The following is an 18126-nucleotide window of genomic DNA, read 5'->3' on the forward strand; positions in this document are numbered from 1 at the left end:
AAGCCGGGCGAGGTTATTTCTGCATGATTTTTTTAGTGCTTGGCCTGTTGCTCGCTGCGCTGGTGTTCGCACCGCAGCTATGGGTGAAGTTTGTTATGCAGCGACACCATCGCGAGGTGCCCGATATGCCCGGCACCGGCGGCGAGCTGGCCTGGCATCTGATTCAGCGTTTCAAGCTGGATGGCATTCAGGTGGAAGAAACCGAAGAAGGCCGTGATCACTTTGACCCTCAGGCGCAAATGGTGCGGCTCAGTCCCAGCAACTATCACGGCCGATCGGTCACCGCCGTGGCAGTCGCTGCCCACGAAGTAGGTCACGCCATCCAGTTCCACCGCCAGGAATCCATTTTTGAGCTGCGCAAGAAGTACATGCCATTGGCCGCCAAACTGAACCGCATGGGCATTGCACTGATGTGGTCCGTCCCCGTCGCGGCGCTGGTGCTGCGTTCACCCATTGCCATCGGTACTGTCATCGGACTGAGCGTACTGCTGCAACTGGCCGGTGCCATGGCTTACCTGATTGTCCTGCCGGAAGAGTGGGACGCCAGCTTTAACAAAGCCCTGCCCATCCTCGCCGAAGGCGAGTACCTGCAGGAGAAACAACTCCACAGCGCCCGCCAGGTCCTCAAAGCCGCCGCACTCACCTACTTCGCGGGCGCGCTCGCCAGCGTGGTCAATATCGGTCGCTGGCTAATGGTGCTGCGCCGTTGAATCTGCCGACCTTTTCTCTGGAGACAGAACGCTTTCCGCCTCTCATGTTACTTATTATACGAAAGCAGTCGCGAAAATATAAGACTGCAATTTTTGATGCCAGGCCCCTATACTCAGCCGTCCAATCATAGTGACGGGAAGACAACATGACACAGTCCACCATCCCCATGAACGGTCTATTCTCATGCGAATACTTTGACATCGAATCAAAACATACCAAAGGTATCTTGCGAATCTTTGTCGGCAAACCGCCAGGCTTTGATAGCAATGCCAGATATCCCGTGATTTATACGCTTGATGGCAATGCGTCATTCGCTTCTTTGACTGGGACCCAGCGTATGCTCACACAAGGCGGTGAAATGCCTCCGTCTTTTGTTATTGGTATCGGTTATCCGGGTGAGACTCTGTGGGAGTCCATGGCCAGGAGGAACAGAGATTACGCACCAAGCGATCCTGGCGAGGCAGAGATAAGGGCGCTGGGGGCTACTGAAAAAGCAGGCGGCGCGGATTTTCTCCGGTTTTTGCAGGAGGAGCTGAAGCCTCTGATCGAGCGCCGTTATCCGGTCGATCCCAAAAATTCCACGTTACAGGGGGTCTCCTTGGGCGGCCTGTTCGGGGTGTGGGTGTTGCTTACTGAGCCCGGCGCCTTCCAGAACTACATTCTCGGTAGCCCGGCCATCTGGTGGCGGCAGGAAGAATTCTGGCAATGGGAGCAATCCTATGCAGATTGTCACAAAGATTTGCCTGCCAGTGTGTTTGTTGGTGCAGGCGCGCTGGAGAACAAAGATAGTTTGCGTGCCGATGCGCTGAAGATCGCTGAGAAAAATATTGTGCTAAGAGAGCAGGTTGAACAGGTGATTTCGTGGAATGACGAGCATGGCTGGCCGGAGGTGGCGGATCTGGTACCCAGGCTGGTCAATCAGTTGCGGCAGCGCAGTTTTCCGGGGCTACGCATTCATAGCCACATTTTTCCGGATGAATCACATATGTCAGTACCAGCGGCAATTTCTTCGCGAGGTTTGCGATATGTATTCGGCAGCTGGGTGCCGTGCGCCGATTTAACCACAAGATGCGGCCGGGCGTGATGATGCTCACCCTTGCCCGGGCCGCTCATGAAAAGAACGAAGTCTTACTTATTCGACTCGGTAATGGCAGAGTAAACCAGCCGCTTACTGATGCCCTGCAACTGCCGCGCATACATCAGATTACGGTTCTGGATCATGCCAATAAACACCAGGTCCTCCACCGGATCGATCCAGAACCAGGTGCCGCCGATGCCCCACCACCAATAGCTGCCCTCGCTCATGCCGTCGTTACGCGCCGGGTCGGTGACAATGGCAAAGTCCACACCAAACTGGTTCCCCGGATAGCCCGGAATCTCCGCCATGCCGGCCGGCAGTTGATTACTGCGCATAGTCAGTACGGACTCCGGTGACAGGATGCGCACGCCGTTCAGCTCGCCGCCGTTGGCCAGCATCTGGGTGAATTTCATGTAGTCGCCAATGGTGGATACCAGGCCGCCACCGCCACCGAAGAAGCTAGCCGGATGTCGGTACTCACCGCCCAGATTATCGCCGGGTGCCACCAGACCATCCGGTGTGGACTGGTACATTTTAGCGAAGCGGTCGCGCTTGCTGTCAGGCACGGAGAATCCGGTGTCATTCATGCCCAGCGGTTCAAACAGGCGTGTATGCAGAAATTGTTCGAAGGTCTGGCCGGACAGCACTTCCACCAGATAACCCTGAACATCTACTGAAACACTGTAGTGCCACAGGGTACCGGGCTGCTGGCGCAGCGGGATTTTCGCCAGCTTGTCGATCATGTCTTTAAGGGTACTGGTGTCATCCAGCAGGTTGGCGGCGACAACCATGGAGTCAACCTGGGAGCGGGAGAACATACCGTAAGTCAGGCCGCCAGTATGCGACATCAGTTCGCGGATGGTCATTTCGTGGGTTGCCGGTTCAGTGACCGGGATACCGTTCGGACCGTCCTCTTTGGCCACCTGCAGGCCCTGCAGTTCTGGAATGTAACGGGAAACCGGATCGTCCAGGCTGAACTTGCCTTCTTCGTGCAGCATCATCAGCGCCACACCGGTGACCGGTTTGGTCATGGAAAAAATACGGAACAGGGTGTCTTCGTTAACCGGCACCTGATTTTCCAGATCCTGATAACCATAGGCGTCCATGTGCACAACCTTGCCCTTACGTATCAGGGTGCTGACGATGCCGGCCAGATTGCCTTCATCAACAGCGTTGCGCATGCCTTCGGCCAGTTCGCGTATACCGGCCTCACTTAAGCCAACACTTTCCGGGCTGGCCTGGCCCAGGTCGCGGTCCTGGGCGTAAAGCGGGCTACTAAGGGCCAGCAGAGCGCTCAGCAGCAGACTGAGCAGGTAATGTGATTTTAATTGTAGTTTCATGACTTTCCTCGACTCCCTAACTGATTCGAACAACTGTTCAGCAGTGTATATCAAACAGTTACCGTGCGACACAGCTAAGATGCCAGCGTAGCGACAAGTGTGCGTTGGCGCGCGATAACCTGACAAGATCCGGTTAGTCATGGTAGCTTTGGTGCTATCTAAGCAGGGGAGTATAACAATGGCAGTTTATTTAATTACGGGCACCAATCGGGGCATAGGTCTGGAGCTGGTCAGACAGACGCTGGCAGCGGGTCATGAGGTGATTGCAACGGCTCGAGACCCACAGGCGGTGCCTGCGCTCACAGAGCTGGCGGCGTCTAATCCGGGGCTGACCCTGGCTGCGCTGGATCTGGGTGATCCGGACAGTTTTGACGCACTGGTGGGCCAGCTTGATGGCCGTCCGGTTGATGTATTGATCAACAACGCGGGTATATACGGTCCGAGAGATGCATCATTTGGAAAACTCTCGGCAGAGGACTGGTTGACTGTGTTCAATATAGATACTGTCGCGCCCGTGCTATTGACGCAGAAATTGATGCCCAACCTGCGACAGGGCGCCGATAAACGCATCGCCTTTATGAGCTCCAAAATGGGCTCAGTGGCAGATAACGGCAGTGGCGGTTCCTACATCTACCGGACCGCCAAATCCGCTTTGAATCAGGCCGTCAAATGCCTGGCTATCGATCTGCAGCCAGAGCAGTTTATCGTGCTGAGCCTGCATCCGGGTTGGGTGCGCACGGACATGGGCGGACCTAATGGATTGATTGATACAAGAACCAGTGCGCAAGGTCTGCTTTCTGTGATACAACAAGCCAGACCAGTGGATAGTGGCGCATTTATTGCCTATGACAATAAACGTATTCCCTGGTAGGTCACGTCACCGGTTTTGTGCCTTGCTTTAGTGCATCAACGAGTTCTGGTGACTTATATCTGCCCTTTTACCGGAGAGCAAAAATGAATGGTGTAATGAGCAGGCGCAGAATTCTACTTGGCGGAGCGGCACTGTTGGGTGCTGGCATGTTGCAGACATTGCCGGGCGGCATGCGTATGGCATTGGCGGATATTGCCAGGCCCGACTATATTATCCGGGCCAGCAGCAATGAAAATCCCTATGGGCCCTCGCCGGTTGCCGTCAAGGCGATCAATGAGGCTCTGGTTGATGCCAATAAATACATGAACATGACCAACGATCTGCTGGATTTGCTATCCGGGATCGAAGATGTGCCGCGCGAGTCAATTGCGGTCGGTTCCGGTTCGGGTGAAATACTCAGGGTGGGTGGTCTGCTTGCCAGTCTGAACGGTAAGTCGGTGGTCTGTCCTGATCCTACCTTTGGCGGTCTTATCAGCTATGTCGAGAACATGGGCACCGAGCTGATTCGTGTGCCTGTTAATGACGCCATGGAAACTGATCTGGCGGCTATCAAGGCAGCCATCCGGCCCGAAACCGGCATGGTTTATCTTTGTAATCCTAATAACCCGATTCCCAACCTTATTGAGAAAAACGCACTGCGTGAGTTTGTACTCGAGGTATCCCAGGATCGACTGGTATTTATTGACGAGGCTTACCATGAGTTTGTCGATGATCCGGCCTATGAGTCGATGATGGATCTGATCAGGGCGGGGCACAAAAATATTATTATTTCCCGGACAGCCTCCAAGATTCATGGGCTGGCGGCGCTCAGAGTTGGTTTTGCCTATGCACATCCGGATCTGATTGCCGAGCTGAACAGTAAGATGACCGGACAATTGAATATTGTTGGCGTCAAAGCGGCGCACGCCAGTTACCTGGATCAGGATTTCCAGAATTACACTCTGGCACAGAACCGCAAATCGCTGGATATGATTAATGCAATGTGTGATCGACATGATATTCCGTATATCAAGTCACATGCCAATTTCACCTTTATCCATACCGGGCGAGACATTGCTGAAGTCAGCGAAGCTATGCGTGATGCAGGCATATTGATCGGACGGCCATTCCCGCCCTTCCGGGACTGGGCCCGCATCAGTACCACCAAGCCGGAAGAGATGGAATATCTTGTGCAGGTTTACGAGCGACTGTATCTGTCCTGATATCCATGCCGTTGTTGGCTGATTGATGGCTTGACAGCACAGAATGATGGGCGCATCATTGCGCTCATGATTATTCAGACAGTGTATTTCTGGTGGTTTAGCTTCGCGGGCCGCCAGGAAAGCAAACAGTAAATTTGTTTTCAGGCTGCCCCCCTACCAGGAAGGCGGCCTGAGTCATGCTTGAAATAATCCCCCCGGTTTCATTTCTCCCCAGCAAAGTTCAAGTCAGCCCTCTGAGCGGTGACAGCCTCTTGTATCCAGGAGGATGTATTCGTGAGCATAAAACATAGTCGCTATATCAGTGCCGGAGGTGTGCCTGTCAGTCGCCAGGTACAGCCCTGTGATGGCGTCGTGGCGTTAGCCGAATTGACGACTCAACTTGATAGTCAGCCCGGTATTCTGCTCAGTTGTGGCGTCGATTACCCCGGGCGCTACCGCCGTAAGGATCTGATCTTTGTGAATCCGCCTGTGCGACTGACCGGGCGAGATCGCCGACTCGACGTGTGTGCCCTGAATCAACGTGGGCGTATCATGTTGCCTGAGTTTGCACTGGCAATCGCAGGATGTGCGGATTTACGAAGTGAATTTAATGAAGATCAATCCAGGCTTGTTCTGACTGATCTGGCGCAGGTTGACCAGGATCATCAGAATGAGGAAACACGTACCCGCCAGCCCGGCCTGATGCGAATTCTCCGGATCATCGTCAAACATTTCGCCAGTCCTGATGATGCGCTGTTGGGGCTTTATGGTGCCTTTGCCTATGATCTGGCTTTTCAGTTTGAGGCCTGCCAGTTGCGACGGCCCCGCGCTGACAATCAACGTGATCTGGTGCTGTATCTGCCCGATGAAATACTGACGATTGATCCGCTCAGCGGTGCTGGCGAACGGCATCGATACGAGTTTGTCTGCCGCGATCAGCAAGGTCATCAACAGGTGACCGGTGGTCTGAGGCGTCAGGTGGAACAGCTATCGACATATCAGGCAGCAGCGCTATGTGAGGGTGTGATCAATGCTGACTTACCGGTTTCTGATCACAGTGCCGAGCAGTATATCTCGGTGATAAAACAGGCCCGGGAGAAGTTTGCGCGCGGTGAACTGTTTGAGGTTGTGCCAGGTAGAGTGTTCTCACAGGCCTGCCGTGAGCAACCGAGCGCGATATATAAACGCCTGCGCCGCAACAATCCTGCGCCTTATGGGGCACTGATGAATCTGGGCTCAGGTGAGTTTCTGATTGCGGCATCGCCGGAAATGTTTGTCCGCGTGGCGGGCGATCGTGTGGAAAGCTGCCCGATTTCCGGCACCATCAAGCGTGGAGCCAATGCACTTCAGGATGCGGAGCAGATCCGGACACTGCTGAACTCCCCAAAAGAAGAAGCGGAATTGTCCATGTGCACGGACGTCGATCGCAATGACAAGAACCGGGTCTGTGTGCCAGGTACTGTCAAAGTGATTGGCAGGCGTCAGGTCGAACTCTATTCAAAATTGATACATACCGTTGATCATGTTGAAGGGCGCCTGTTACCGGAATTCGACGCTCTGGATGCCTTTTTGAGCCACACCTGGGCCGTCACCGTTACCGGCGCCCCCAAGCGCGCGGCCATGCAGTTTATCGAAGAGCACGAGAAGTCACCACGCCGCTGGTATGGAGGTGCTTTTGGCAGCATCGGTTTTGATGGCAGTCTGGACACCGGACTGACGCTGCGCACCATTCATCTGCTGGATGGGCAGGCCCATGTCAGAGCCGGAGCGACCCTGCTGCACGATTCCGATCCGCAGCAGGAAGAAGCTGAAACCCGGCTCAAGGCCTCAGCCCTGTTGGAGGCGCTGCAGCCGCCGGCGGCCCGGCCTGTTCATGGCGAGGTAGCCAAGTGCATTGCCAGGCCGTCGCTGAGGGTGCTGATGGTCGATCATCAGGATTCGTTTGTGCACAGTCTGGCGGCAGGACTGCGACAGCACGGCGCGGAGCTGGCAACCTATCGCCCGGCTCAGGCACGCCGCTTATTGGCTGAGCGGGTTTTTGATCTGGTGGTCCTGTCGCCGGGTCCGGGGCTGCCACGGGACTTCGATTGTCAGGCCACTCTGGCATTATGCGAACAGGCGGGTGTGCCAGTGTTTGGCGTATGTCTGGGGTTACAGGCGATGGTGGAATATTGCGGCGGTCGCCTGATGCAGATGAACGAACCGGTGCATGGAAAGGCCAGCCGTATCGTGCATTCGGATGACGAATTGTACGCCGGTCTGAAGTCATTCGTGGCGGGCCGCTATCACTCCCTGATTGGCACAGAGCTTCCGGCTGATTTACTGCCGACCGCTTATACTGATGATGCCGATCAGCGTTTGATGAGCATCCGGCACCGCCATCTGTCCTGGATGGCTGTGCAGTTCCATCCCGAATCCATTCTGTCGCAAAACCACACACTTAACGGACTCAGCCAAGGGGAGCGGATTCTGCAGAATGTGATGCAGTGGGCCGCAGCCTGCGCGCCAGCAGGCTTGAAAGCAGCAGCAACAGGGCAATAAACACGTAGAAGGGGACGTGTATGCCCTCTTCATGTTGGTGAGCATCGGCCGCCTGACCCAGGGTCAATTCTGTGGTCGCCCGATCGCCCTGTGCGTTGCTGGCGCTGATCCGGTATTGTTCGCCGACAGCGCCGGAAAAGTTGAACCAGCCATCGGCGTCACTGTTTATGGTCTGTGTCTGGCCTGAAGACAGCGCAATGACCTGAACCGACAACTGCTCAAGCCCGCCGTCATCCGGGTGGCTCACCACACCCATGGCCTGCTCGATGTCAGAAAACACCGTTATACTCAGATCGCCGCTGTTTGCGGCCTGCTCGCGGGCGTAACCGCTTAGCTGCAATACCAGCAATATGGCGCCAGCGATGATCAGGCCGGCATTACACCATGCGGAAATACGCGGCCAGACCAGCACCTGCTGCCAGGCACGAATCGCCACGGCCATGATCAACAAGGCCACTATCTGGCCAACTTCCACGCCGACGTTGAACAGCAATATTTTGCCGAGCAATGCCGGGTCGTCCGCCAGGGTGACTTCCTGCAGGCGAGCTGACAGACCAAATCCGTGGATAAGGCCGAAAGCAAACACCATCAACAGCAGGTTTGGGGCTCTGAAACCCAGCCAGCGCTCAAAGCCATTGATGTTTTCAAAGCCTTTGTACATGACTGTCACGGCGATAACTGCATCGATCAGGTAGTGGTTGGCGGTTATGCCCGCATAGGTGGCAAAGATCAGCGTCAGCGTGTGACCCAGGGTGAAGGCGGTGACAAACTTCAGAATATCAATCAGCCGGGTCAGAAAAAACATGACCCCCAGAAGAAACAACAGGTGGTCATATCCGCTAAGCATGTGCTCCGCGCCGGTCCACATCACTTCCAGATAACCGCCGGAGGCCATGCGTTCACGGGCAATATCGGTCATGTCGTGCGCCAGGGCGCCTGGAGCGGTCAGTAGTGTTATCAGCAACAGTTTGATTATTCTTGTCATTTTCATTGTGATCTGGTCAGTATCAAAATTCTGCCGTGCAAAGCATCGGTCGGGGGCGTAAAATAGACTCCATCTTAAAAGTTGAGAGATCACATGTCGACCCAGGATCAATGCCAGCGCTTTTTGTTCAGCAACGCCGATGTGCGTGGTGAAATAGTCCGGTTAACAAAAAGTTACACAGACACGATCAGCAATCAGGCTTACCCGCCAGCTGTCAGTCAGTTGTTGGGTGAGTTTCTGGCTGCCGGGGTCTTGCTGGGTTCTGCCATAAAATATGACGGCCGTCTGGTGCTGCAGGTGCGCGGCGATGGTGAACTGAGTCTGATTATGGCCGAATGTACCAGTGAGGGGGCGATAAGAGGTATTGCGCGCTTTGATGAAATGCCCGTCCACACCGATTTTGATGCGCTGGCAGGCAGCGGGGTGCTGGTCATTACCGTTGACTCGCGGCAGACAGAGCCCTATCAGGGCATCGTGTCCTTGCAGGGTGGGTCATTGGCAGCGTCCCTGCAGGCCTATTTTGAACAGTCCGAACAGTTGCACAGTTGGTTCTTTTTTGCTGTCGACAACGAACACGCTTGCGGCTTCATGCTGCAACAATTGCCAACTGCCATGCAAAAGGATCCGGAAGAGCGTGAAGCAGGCTGGCAGCATCTGATGACGCTGGCGCAAACACTGACAGCAGAAGAAATGCTTAAACTTGATAACAACGAGCTGTTGCACCGACTTTATCACCAGGAACAGGTGCAACTTTTTGAGCCGCGTGATTTCCACTATCAATGCAGTTGCTCGCGTGAGCGAACAGCACGTGCCCTGATTTCGATAGGCAAGCAGGAAGTTGACAGTATCGTCGCCGAGCAGGGCGCAGTAAAAATCGCCTGCGAATTCTGTGGCACCGAATACCAGTTCGACGCCTCAGAAGTGGCTCTGTTACTGCAGGAGCGCAGCGACGTGCTGCACTAGCTTCCCAGATCCTTTATGACTGCCGCCAGAAATCGTGCTGCTTCGCCACCGCTGACGCTGCGATGATCAAAGCTCAATGAAAGCGGCATGACCCGGTGTGCGGCAATGCCATCTTCTGTCGCAACTGCCTCCAGCCGAATCTTGCCCGCACCCAGAATGGCCACCATGGGCGGTACAATCACCGGGTTCGCGTAACGGCCGGCCATGGTGCCAAAGTTCGACAAAGTGATAGTGGCCCCACGCATTTCCTGCGGAGGAATCTTGCGGGTCTGAACCGCTTCTCGAAGCGCATTTAAACCCTTGCGTAAATCCTTTGGGTCGCGCCCGGCGATATTTCGCAAGACAGGCACAAAGAGTCCCTCCGGGGTGTCCACGGCGATGCCCAGGTCTATGTGTTCATGCCGTTTGACCGCCATCCGCTCTCCGTCATACCAGGCGTTCAGGCCAGGCTCGGCCTGACAAGCAATAGCAATAGCCCGTACCAGTCGCATGGTCGGATCTTCGCCCTTTTTCCAGGCATTGATATCCACATCGTCATGAATGGAAACGCTGACAACTTCGGCATGGGCTTTGGACATATTTTTAGCCATGACCCGCTGCACGCCCTTCAGCGTCTGACCGCCTTCAAATAAATCATTGCTGCGCCCTTGCGGCTCGGGTGCGTCAGTATCGTAAGGACTGCCGATAATAAAATCATCGTCCTCGGCTGTGCTGTCGCGCGAGGCGCTGCTGACTTCGCCGACGACGGTACCACTGTCATCCTGCTCGGCGTCGTACTCCAGTAGCGGGTCTCCCACATGCACAATATCGCCGGGCTCGCCAAAGAGTTTTAATACGGTGCCAGCCTGGGGAGCCGGTAGCTCGACAATGGCTTTGGCGGTTTCTACCGACAGGATGATCTGATCTTCGGTGACCTGTTCGCCGGCTTTGATGTGCCATTCGACAATTTCGGCATCCTGCAATCCTTCACCCAGATCAGGCAGTTTAAAGTATTTCATATTCCCTCCAGCGTTTGGCGCGCAGCCGCAACAATATCGTCAGTCGTTGGCATATATAAATGCTCGTGCCTTGGGTAGGGCATGGTGGCGTCAAAACCGGTCACGCGTTGCACCGGTGCCTTCATCCAGGGCAGGCAGCTTTCGCCGATACGGGCGCTGATCTCGGATGCGACACCGCCGTTTCTTGCCGCTTCCTGAATGATGACGCAGCGCCCGGTATGTCTGACAGAACGTCTGATGGTTTCAAAATCCAGCGGACTGATGGTGGCCACGTCGATGACTTCCGCAGAAATGCCGTCGGCTTCCAGTTTGCGTGCAGCCTGCAAGGTTTCGTGCACCATGGCGCCCCAGCTTACCAGGGTGACATCACTTCCCTGTTTGAGAGTAAAACAGGTATCCAGTGGCAGCCCCTGACCATGATCGGTTACGCGATGTCTGATCATTCGGTAAATGCGTTTGGGTTCCAGAAAAACCACCGGATCGTTACTGGCAATGGCCGATAACAGCAGTCCGTAGGCCCGGGTAGGGGATGAGGGGATGACCACTTTAAGGCCGGGTATATGCGCAAACAGGGCTTCGGTGCTCTCCGAATGATGTTCCGGTGCCTGAATGCCGCCACCAAAGGGCGCGCGAATCACCAGCGGACACTGCAAGCGGCCGCGTGTGCGATTTCTCATACGTGCCGCGTGGCATACTATCTGTTCAAAGGCAGCAAAGATGAATCCCATAAACTGAATTTCAGCCACCGGGCGCATGCCCTGGGTGGCCATGCCAACACTCATACCGGCGATCATGGATTCTGCCAGTGGCGTGTCCATCACACGCTTGAAACCGAAGTCCTGTTTCAGTCCCTCGGTGGCGCGGAAAACACCGCCGTTGGTGCCAACATCTTCGCCCAATATGACGACATTTTCATCGTCATTTAACGCGCGGCGCAAAGCCAGATTGACAGCTTCCACCATCGTCAGCTCGTGTACCTGTGGCTGCTTATTGCTCATGAGTTGTCCCTCCCCTGCTCAGAGCGGGCCTTGATTAGCGCCTGCTGCTCCAACAGTGCCGGGGTCATCTTTTCGTATTGAAATTGCAGGAATTCATCAACCGGCTGGGCTTCTGCTGCCAGGTAGTCAGTGACGGCTTTTTCGATGAGCTGCTGTACTTCTTTTTGCAGCGCCTGCTCCTGCCCGGCACTCCATTCATTGTTATCGTGCAGCCAGGTCTGCAGACGTTTGATTGGCTCGTTTTGCCACGCGTCGCTGACTTGCTGCTTGTCGCGATAACGGGTGGCATCGTCCGCCGTGGTGTGATCGCCCAGGCGATAGGTAACCGCTTCGATCAAGGTGGCGCCTTTGCCGCTGCGGGCTTTTTCCAGCGCGGCAGACACCGCGTCATGAACAGCGGCCACATCGTTGCCGTCCACCTGTATGCCTTCGATGCCAGCGGCAACGGCTTTTTGCGACAGTGTTTCGGTGCCGGTTTGCAAATGGCGGGGTACTGAAATCGCCCACTGGTTATTGTTGATGACTGTCACCAGAGGTAATTGCCAGAGGCCGGCGAGATTGAGTGCCTCATAGAAGTCACCCCGTGAGGTGGCACCATCGCCACAACTGGTCACGACGGCCTGTTTTTCATGTCGACTTTTAAGGGCCACAGCGACACCTGCGGCCTGCGTCAATTGCGTTGCGATAGGGACGCATATTGGCAGGTCACGAGCAGCCGGGCCTTCGAAAAGATGACCGCGTTCGTCGCCGCCCCAGAGCTGCAGAATCTGGCTGAGTCTGACGCCTCGCAGGTACAAAGTCGCCTGATCCCGATAGTAAGGGGCATACACGTCTTTATCTTGCATGGCCATACCGATGCCAATGCCGACGGCTTCCTGGCCCAGGCTGGACGGATAAGTGCGCATCTGCCCGGTGCGCTGCAGAGCGACGGCTTTTTTGTCGAGGGCGCGGATGGTGACCATGTGTCGGTAGGCCAGGCGCAGCCAATCAAAATCATGTTGTCTGGACATGTGCAAAACCTCCCGAATTATGTGAGTTGGCCGTAGAGAATATCCTCTGCCATGCGATCAGCAATCTGCCCTGGCGGAATTTTTTCCGCCCGACTGCGCTCAAACAAATTTAGCAAAGTGTGCTTAAGCCCCAGGGTCCGGTTGCGGATTTCGGCAAGAGGTTTTTTGAGGAAGCCCAGCGAGACGGTGATGAGCCCCCCTGCATTGATGACGTAGTCGGGTGCGTAGAGAATATCGCGCTGCTGTAAAAGCAGACCGTGGGTGGGGCTTTGTAATTGATTATTGGCTGCACCGGCGACAATGGCGCAGCGCAGCCGGGGGATGGTCTCATTGTTCAGGATGCCACCCAGCCCGCAGGGTGAAAAGACATCACAGTCGATACCGATGATCTCTGCCGTGCTGGCCTGATCAGCATGAAATGCCTCGGCACACAGTCTCGCCCGTTCGGTGTTGGTATCGGCAATCGTCAGTCGGGCACCGGCGTTGTGCAGCAACCCGGCGAGCTCAAATCCCACATTACCGACGCCCTGGATTGCTATGTGCAGTCCCTTTAACGAGTCGCGTTGCAACTGGTGCCTGACGGCGGCTTTTATGCCTGCGAATACGCCCAGTGCCGTGAGGGGGGAGGGGTTGTAGCCATCGTGGCTGGTGCCAGATACATAGGGCGTGACAGTGGCCACCTGATCCAGATCGGCGAGCTGCGTGCCACTGTCGGCGGCGGTGATATAGTAGCCATCCAGGCTGTGCACAAACTGGCCGAAGGCCTGATAGAGCGAATGGCGATTCAGGTTCATATCGGCGGGCAGCATGATGACAGCCTTGCCGCCGCCCTGCGGCACGCCAGCCAGAGCGGCTTTGTAGCTCATGCCGCGGGCCAGTTTGATCACATCATCAATAGCTTCGTTATCGTTACTGTAACGAATGCAACGGCAACCACCAAGAGCTGGGCCCAGGCGGGTATTGTGTATGGCAATGATGGCGTTAAGACGGGATTCAGGGTCGTGCCGGAAATGAATGGATTCCAGGCGCGCGCGCTCGATTTTGTCGAACATAATAGCTCTCCACCGCTGTCTGACCTTGTAGGTCGCATGCAAGACCGGCGCTGCTCGGGGTGTTGAGTTGGCGGCCTGCGGTTTATGTCCGGTGCCTTGGGTAAAAGCACCTTGTGTACGGAGCTTAGCCTAAAAAATAGATGCGGGTAAAGAGCGATTAAAGTCGGTGAGCCCGCATAAATGCCGTAAACACCTCGCCGGCTCTGGCGATATCGGCATCGCTGATGTCAAGATGGGTGACCAGGCGTATGCTGTCGCGTCCCAGACAGTCCGCTTTAATACCATGGTCGTCCAGCCAGCTTGCCAGGGCCTGACGGGGTAGCTGCCCTGAATTGATAAACAACATATTGGTTTGTGGCTGGTCCAGCTCAAAGCCTGCTTTCATGAGATGCCCGGCAAGATCAGCAGCCCGTCGATGGTCGTCAGCCAGTCGCTGGATGTGATGATCCAGCGCATGAAGCCCTGCAGCCGCCAGAATGCCTGCCTGGCGCATGCCACCACCCGTTACCTTGCGCCAGCGGCGCGCCTGATTGATAAAAGTCTGCGGACCCAGCAACACCGATCCTACTGGTGCTCCCAACCCCTTAGACAAACAAATGGAAATGGTATGCACATGACGGGTGATCTCTTGCAGCTCACAGCCCAGTTTCACCACGGCGTTAAAAATACGGGCGCCGTCCAGATGCAGCAGAAGGCCGTGCTCGTCGGTCAATTCGCGAGCCTGTTCAATATAATCCAGCGGCAGGACCTTGCCGTGTACGGTGTTTTCCAGGCATAGCAGCCGGGTTCTGGCAAAGTGGCAATCGTCGGGTTTGATGGCCTGTTCAACCTCATCCAGATCCAGACCGCCAAACGCCGTCATGTTCAGTGGTTGTGGCTGAATGCCGCCCAGCACGGCCGCACCACCACCTTCATATTTATAGGTATGTGCCTGTTGTCCCACAATGTATTCGTCACCGCGTGCGCAGTGAGTCAGCAGGGCCACCAGATTGGACTGGGTGCCTGAGGGCATAAACAAACCGGCCTGCATGCCTGCCCTGGCAGCCAGTACCTGCTCCAGTTCGATTACGGTGGGATCTTCGCCCCAGACATCGTCGCCGACGTCGGCCTGCATCATCGCCTGGCGCATGGCAGGTGTCGGGCGGGTCACGGTGTCGCTGCGAAAATCAATGTACTGATCGTTGGGCATGGTCATAAGCTGGTTTTCCGGTATCATGTTTGCCTTGTGAGTGTACTGCGGCCGCCTTTCTGTGACCATCCCCGAGCAACAAATCAATTCTTCTTCCCTGTCTGCACCGCTGGTGCTGGCAGGTGCCGGCCATGCGCATCTGGTCGCCATTCGTGTGTGGGCAGAAGCTGGGTTGCGGGTGCCTGAAGGCAGTGTGCTGGTCTCGCCAACTTCAAAGGCATGGTACTCGGGAATGATGCCCGGCATGATCGCCGGGCGATTCACTCCCGAAGCGTGTGCCATTGATTTGCAGCCGCTGTGCAAGAAGGTGGGACTGCGACTGATCAGCGTGGGTATTGCGTCCTGCCATGCATCGGAAAAACGGCTTGAGCTGACAGACGGGGCAAGTCTGTCCTATAAGGTCCTGTCGATCAATACTGGCTCGCAGCCGCCCACCCTGACAAGCGACGGCAGTATTCAGCAGGTGCCTGCCAAGCCGTTTCCGGCATTTAAAGAGCAATGGCAGTACTGGATGCATGAGGCACCGTCCAGACTGACTGTGGTTGGTGGAGGAGCGGCTGCCTTTGAGCTAACGCTGGCGCTGCAGAAATCATTGCCGCATACGAAGACCAGTCTGGTTTTCAACGGCCGCTTGCTGGATGGTCACAGCCGGCACTTGCAGGCCCTGGCCGGGCGGCTGTTGCGAAACAGAGGTGTGTCCGTATACGAACAGACACGTGTCACGCGCATCGAGCAGGGACGACTGTGGGCAGAAGGTCAGGCGCTGCCCGATACTGGTGCCTTGGTGCTGGCCACCGGTGCCAGAGCCTTACCGTGGTATGCCGACAGCGGTTTGCAGCAGGATGATGATGGCTTTCTTGCGGTAGGCAACACGTTACAGAGTAAGAATCACCCAGATGTGTTTGTCAGCGGGGATGCGGCTACATTGATGTCGACGGCGAAACCACACCCGCGTTCTGGTGTATATGCAGTGCGTCACGGACCGGTTATTGCCCACAATGTGCTGGCTTCGTTCAGCGCAGATTCCTTGCAAACGTTTCAGCCTCAGCGTCAGGCACTGGCCTTGCTGGCAACGGCCGATGGCGGTGCACTGATGAGTTACGGACGTTTTTCCGCGGGAACTGCATGGCTAAGACCGCTGCTGGGGCGCTGGAAGGATTATCTGGATCTGGAATTTATGCGGCGTCATCGCCTTTGAATACAAAACTTCCCAAAGGGAAAACCTGACCGTTAATCAGCAGGTCAACGTGGTGACGCCCCGGGTAATGACGGCGTGTATTTATCGGCTTGAATGATATTTTTTTCGCGATTGGCATCTCAGTATGTGCTTCAAGATCAAGACGGGTCAGTTTAAACACTTTTTCACTGGTGCCGCCATTCGCCTTTACAAAGTGCACTTTATAGTCAATCAGTAATGGCTGCTGTTGATCTGAGGTGCTTTTGATGATGGCAGAAAATTCAACTTCATCGCCGGTTCTGATTTGCGCTGGTCTTATTGAGATATTCGATACAGCCACTTCAGGGTGTGCACCATAACCCATCAGTGCCAGTGCTGTTGGTTCCGCATTCTTGATGGCTACCCGCAGGGCATGACGCACAATCCATTCTCTGTCCGGGCTGGCATTCTCAAGCCAGCGCCTGGCAGTGAGCAGCATCACCTCAGGATTGTCCTTGCCGATATCGTTCAGATTATTGGCAACGGAGCGGCGCACGTACAAAGAACGGTCATCTTTCAGTTGGTCCAGTAATTCCAGTACCGGTTGCGGATCTTTCTGAAAAGCTGGAAGCCTGGATGCCCAGGGCAGGCGCGGCCGCGTGCCTTCCGAGATCAATCGGCGAACGTGCTCGCTGGGGTCATCAATCCAGCTTTGCAGCGTTTTTAATGTGGCTTGCTGGTGATACTGCAGAAATGGCCGGATACTGAACTCGGCGGTAAAACGCTGGGTCAATTCATACTGCGCGCGCATGGATGCATCATGGTGTTGCAGTCCGTAACGCGCGACAAAAAATGTGTGCGGCATAAATAAGAACGGTGCCATGGTGTTGCCTTCGCGGTCAGCGGTTGCTGATCGTTCCGCTTCTGGCGGGCGAGGCGGCGGTAGCGACTCCAGCAGAATATCCACGGCTTGTTCATAGTTATCGGGCAGGGCGTGCTTCAGGCCATCCGCCATGTGCCAGCCACGCGGCATCAACTCCAGTGATTCGTAATCGGGCAGTACAAAATCCAGAAATTTCTGCGCAGAAAAGCGTGGATGAATCGAGCTGATCATGTCAGCAATGCGTTGGGGTATGTCCGGGCCGTATAGGTTTTTTAAGGGTTCTGCCATCAGGGTCTCATGACTGTTTGCTTGCTCTCCAGGAAGGACCAGATAAAACCCAGCGCAAAGCCTACAGTAAAATCTTCTTCATAAAGAGGGCTGTCGCGATTCACCGCACCATTGTGAAACGTAGTTTGAATGCCGGTAAAAATACGCGCTTTTTCATTCAAATGCCAGGTGCCGGTAAAGTTGATACCCGTGCCAAAGTACCCGGCCTCCGAACGATACACGGATCGTTCGTTGCTGACAAACTGCGGAGCCACATCATAGATATAGGCGTGCAGATCGCGGGTAGCCCATACTGGCCGTATGGATAAAGTGCCCTCGAACTCTGGTCGGAACAGGCCATAGTGCCGGTAACGCAGCATCGGCTCGAAGACATAACCGCGGTGGTCAATGCGACTGAAGTCGGTAGAGAAGGCGGCCCGTGCCTGTAAGGATAATTGCAGCTCGCTGCGGCTTTTGTCCCGGAAGGTGAAGTTTTGCAGCTTAAACATGACTTGAGGGCCAACTTCGAAAATGAAATCCAGATCGGGCATGCCCTGGCGCAGTTTATTGCCTTCGCTGTCCGCATCAAACGCGGCGTCAAAGGACAGTGACACCTCGTAAAATTCATTTTCGGCGGTTACAGCACGTGCGGCCTGTCCATCGCCGATTCTGAGCACATCGCCACGGTAGATGATGTATGGCAATCCCAGCCCGCGCGTCTGAGTTTCTGAGGAGCTTGGGTATTGGGGCTGGGAGATAAAAGCTCCGGCTCCGAATCCCAGTTCCCATAACGGTTTTTCGACCATGACTGGCGCAGTTTCGTTTGCATTGGCTTCGGCAAAAAGAACAGAGCAGGCAGCGAAGGTAGTCAGAAATAAGCGTTTCATTGATTTCCCACGTGTT

Annotated in this window: 16 protein-coding genes; 7 read left to right on the plus strand and 9 right to left on the minus strand. The window is 55.3% G+C overall.

Annotated features, from left to right (window positions below):
- Positions 1-23: 23 nt before the first annotated feature.
- Positions 24-710, plus strand: coding sequence for a zinc metallopeptidase (locus PS2015_RS04115; RefSeq protein WP_058021036.1), 687 nt, complete (start codon positions 24-26; stop codon positions 708-710).
- A 146-nt stretch (positions 711-856) separates the two neighbouring features.
- Entirely contained in the window at positions 857-1795 is a 939-nt protein-coding gene (locus PS2015_RS04120; protein WP_058021037.1) for an alpha/beta hydrolase, read from the plus strand.
- A 44-nt stretch (positions 1796-1839) separates the two neighbouring features.
- Here PS2015_RS04120 and PS2015_RS04125 read toward each other — a convergent pair whose 3' ends face one another.
- On the minus strand, positions 1840-3129 hold the full coding sequence (locus PS2015_RS04125; RefSeq protein ID WP_058021038.1) for a serine hydrolase domain-containing protein: 1290 nt from the start codon (positions 3127-3129) through the stop codon (positions 1840-1842).
- 178 nt (positions 3130-3307) lie between these two features.
- Between PS2015_RS04125 and PS2015_RS04130 the strand changes: the two genes are divergently transcribed.
- The 3 genes from PS2015_RS04130 (at position 3308) to PS2015_RS04140 (ending at position 7722) form a co-directional block, all read left to right on the plus strand.
- A complete protein-coding gene (locus tag PS2015_RS04130; RefSeq protein ID WP_058021039.1) occupies positions 3308-4000 on the plus strand; it encodes an SDR family oxidoreductase in 693 nt (230 codons plus the stop codon).
- Positions 4001-4095: 95 nt separating this feature from the next.
- Entirely contained in the window at positions 4096-5202 is a 1107-nt protein-coding gene (locus PS2015_RS04135; RefSeq protein ID WP_169792268.1) for a pyridoxal phosphate-dependent aminotransferase, read from the plus strand.
- A gap of 273 nt (positions 5203-5475) precedes the next feature.
- Positions 5476-7722 carry an anthranilate synthase component I gene (locus PS2015_RS04140; protein WP_237113371.1) on the plus strand — a complete coding sequence of 749 codons (2247 nt, stop codon included), beginning with the start codon at positions 5476-5478 and terminating at the stop codon, positions 7720-7722.
- On the opposite strand, the gene PS2015_RS15415 is transcribed toward PS2015_RS04140, so the two are convergent.
- On the minus strand, positions 7631-8707 hold the full coding sequence (locus PS2015_RS15415) for a HupE/UreJ family protein (protein WP_237113373.1): 1077 nt from the start codon (positions 8705-8707) through the stop codon (positions 7631-7633). The two genes, PS2015_RS04140 and PS2015_RS15415, sit on opposite strands and share 92 nt — an antisense overlap.
- Before the next feature lie 93 nt (positions 8708-8800).
- Here PS2015_RS15415 and hslO point away from each other — a divergent pair, with 93 nt between their 5' ends.
- Positions 8801-9670, plus strand: coding sequence for an Hsp33 family molecular chaperone HslO (gene hslO, locus PS2015_RS04150; RefSeq protein ID WP_058021042.1), 870 nt, complete (start codon positions 8801-8803; stop codon positions 9668-9670).
- Here the strand turns inward: hslO and PS2015_RS04155 are convergent.
- The 5 genes from PS2015_RS04155 to ltaE form a co-directional block, all read right to left on the minus strand.
- Complete coding sequence (locus tag PS2015_RS04155) at positions 9667-10668, minus strand: dihydrolipoamide acetyltransferase family protein (RefSeq protein ID WP_058021043.1); 1002 nt, start codon at positions 10666-10668, stop codon at positions 9667-9669. The genes hslO and PS2015_RS04155 overlap by 4 nt on opposite strands.
- On the minus strand, positions 10665-11666 hold the full coding sequence (locus tag PS2015_RS04160; RefSeq protein WP_058021044.1) for an alpha-ketoacid dehydrogenase subunit beta: 1002 nt from the start codon (positions 11664-11666) through the stop codon (positions 10665-10667). The genes PS2015_RS04155 and PS2015_RS04160 overlap by 4 nt, the downstream gene beginning before the upstream one ends.
- On the minus strand, positions 11663-12676 hold the full coding sequence (gene pdhA, locus PS2015_RS04165) for a pyruvate dehydrogenase (acetyl-transferring) E1 component subunit alpha (protein ID WP_058021045.1): 1014 nt from the start codon (positions 12674-12676) through the stop codon (positions 11663-11665). The genes PS2015_RS04160 and pdhA overlap by 4 nt, the downstream gene beginning before the upstream one ends.
- A 17-nt stretch (positions 12677-12693) precedes the next feature.
- Positions 12694-13728, minus strand: a complete 1035-nt coding sequence (locus PS2015_RS04170) for a Glu/Leu/Phe/Val dehydrogenase family protein (protein ID WP_058021046.1) — start codon at positions 13726-13728, stop codon at positions 12694-12696.
- A 157-nt stretch (positions 13729-13885) separates the two neighbouring features.
- The gene (gene ltaE / locus PS2015_RS04175) at positions 13886-14923 is read right to left on the minus strand and encodes a low-specificity L-threonine aldolase (RefSeq protein WP_058023135.1); all 1038 of its coding nucleotides are present in this window, start codon (positions 14921-14923) and stop codon (positions 13886-13888) included.
- Between the two features lie 55 nt (positions 14924-14978).
- Here ltaE and PS2015_RS04180 point away from each other — a divergent pair, with 55 nt between their 5' ends.
- Complete coding sequence (locus tag PS2015_RS04180; protein WP_237113374.1) at positions 14979-16115, plus strand: FAD-dependent oxidoreductase; 1137 nt, start codon at positions 14979-14981, stop codon at positions 16113-16115.
- Here the strand turns inward: PS2015_RS04180 and PS2015_RS04185 are convergent.
- A complete protein-coding gene (locus PS2015_RS04185) occupies positions 16093-17244 on the minus strand; it encodes a DNA alkylation repair protein (RefSeq protein ID WP_058021047.1) in 1152 nt (383 codons plus the stop codon). The two genes, PS2015_RS04180 and PS2015_RS04185, sit on opposite strands and share 23 nt — an antisense overlap.
- On the minus strand, positions 17244-18110 hold the full coding sequence (locus PS2015_RS04190; RefSeq protein ID WP_058021048.1) for a MipA/OmpV family protein: 867 nt from the start codon (positions 18108-18110) through the stop codon (positions 17244-17246). Before PS2015_RS04190 ends, PS2015_RS04185 begins: the two co-directional genes overlap by 1 nt.
- Between the last annotated feature and the right edge of the window lie 16 nt (positions 18111-18126).

Source organism: Pseudohongiella spirulinae (assembly GCF_001444425.1).
Taxonomy (GTDB): Bacteria; Pseudomonadota; Gammaproteobacteria; order Pseudomonadales; family Pseudohongiellaceae; genus Pseudohongiella; species Pseudohongiella spirulinae.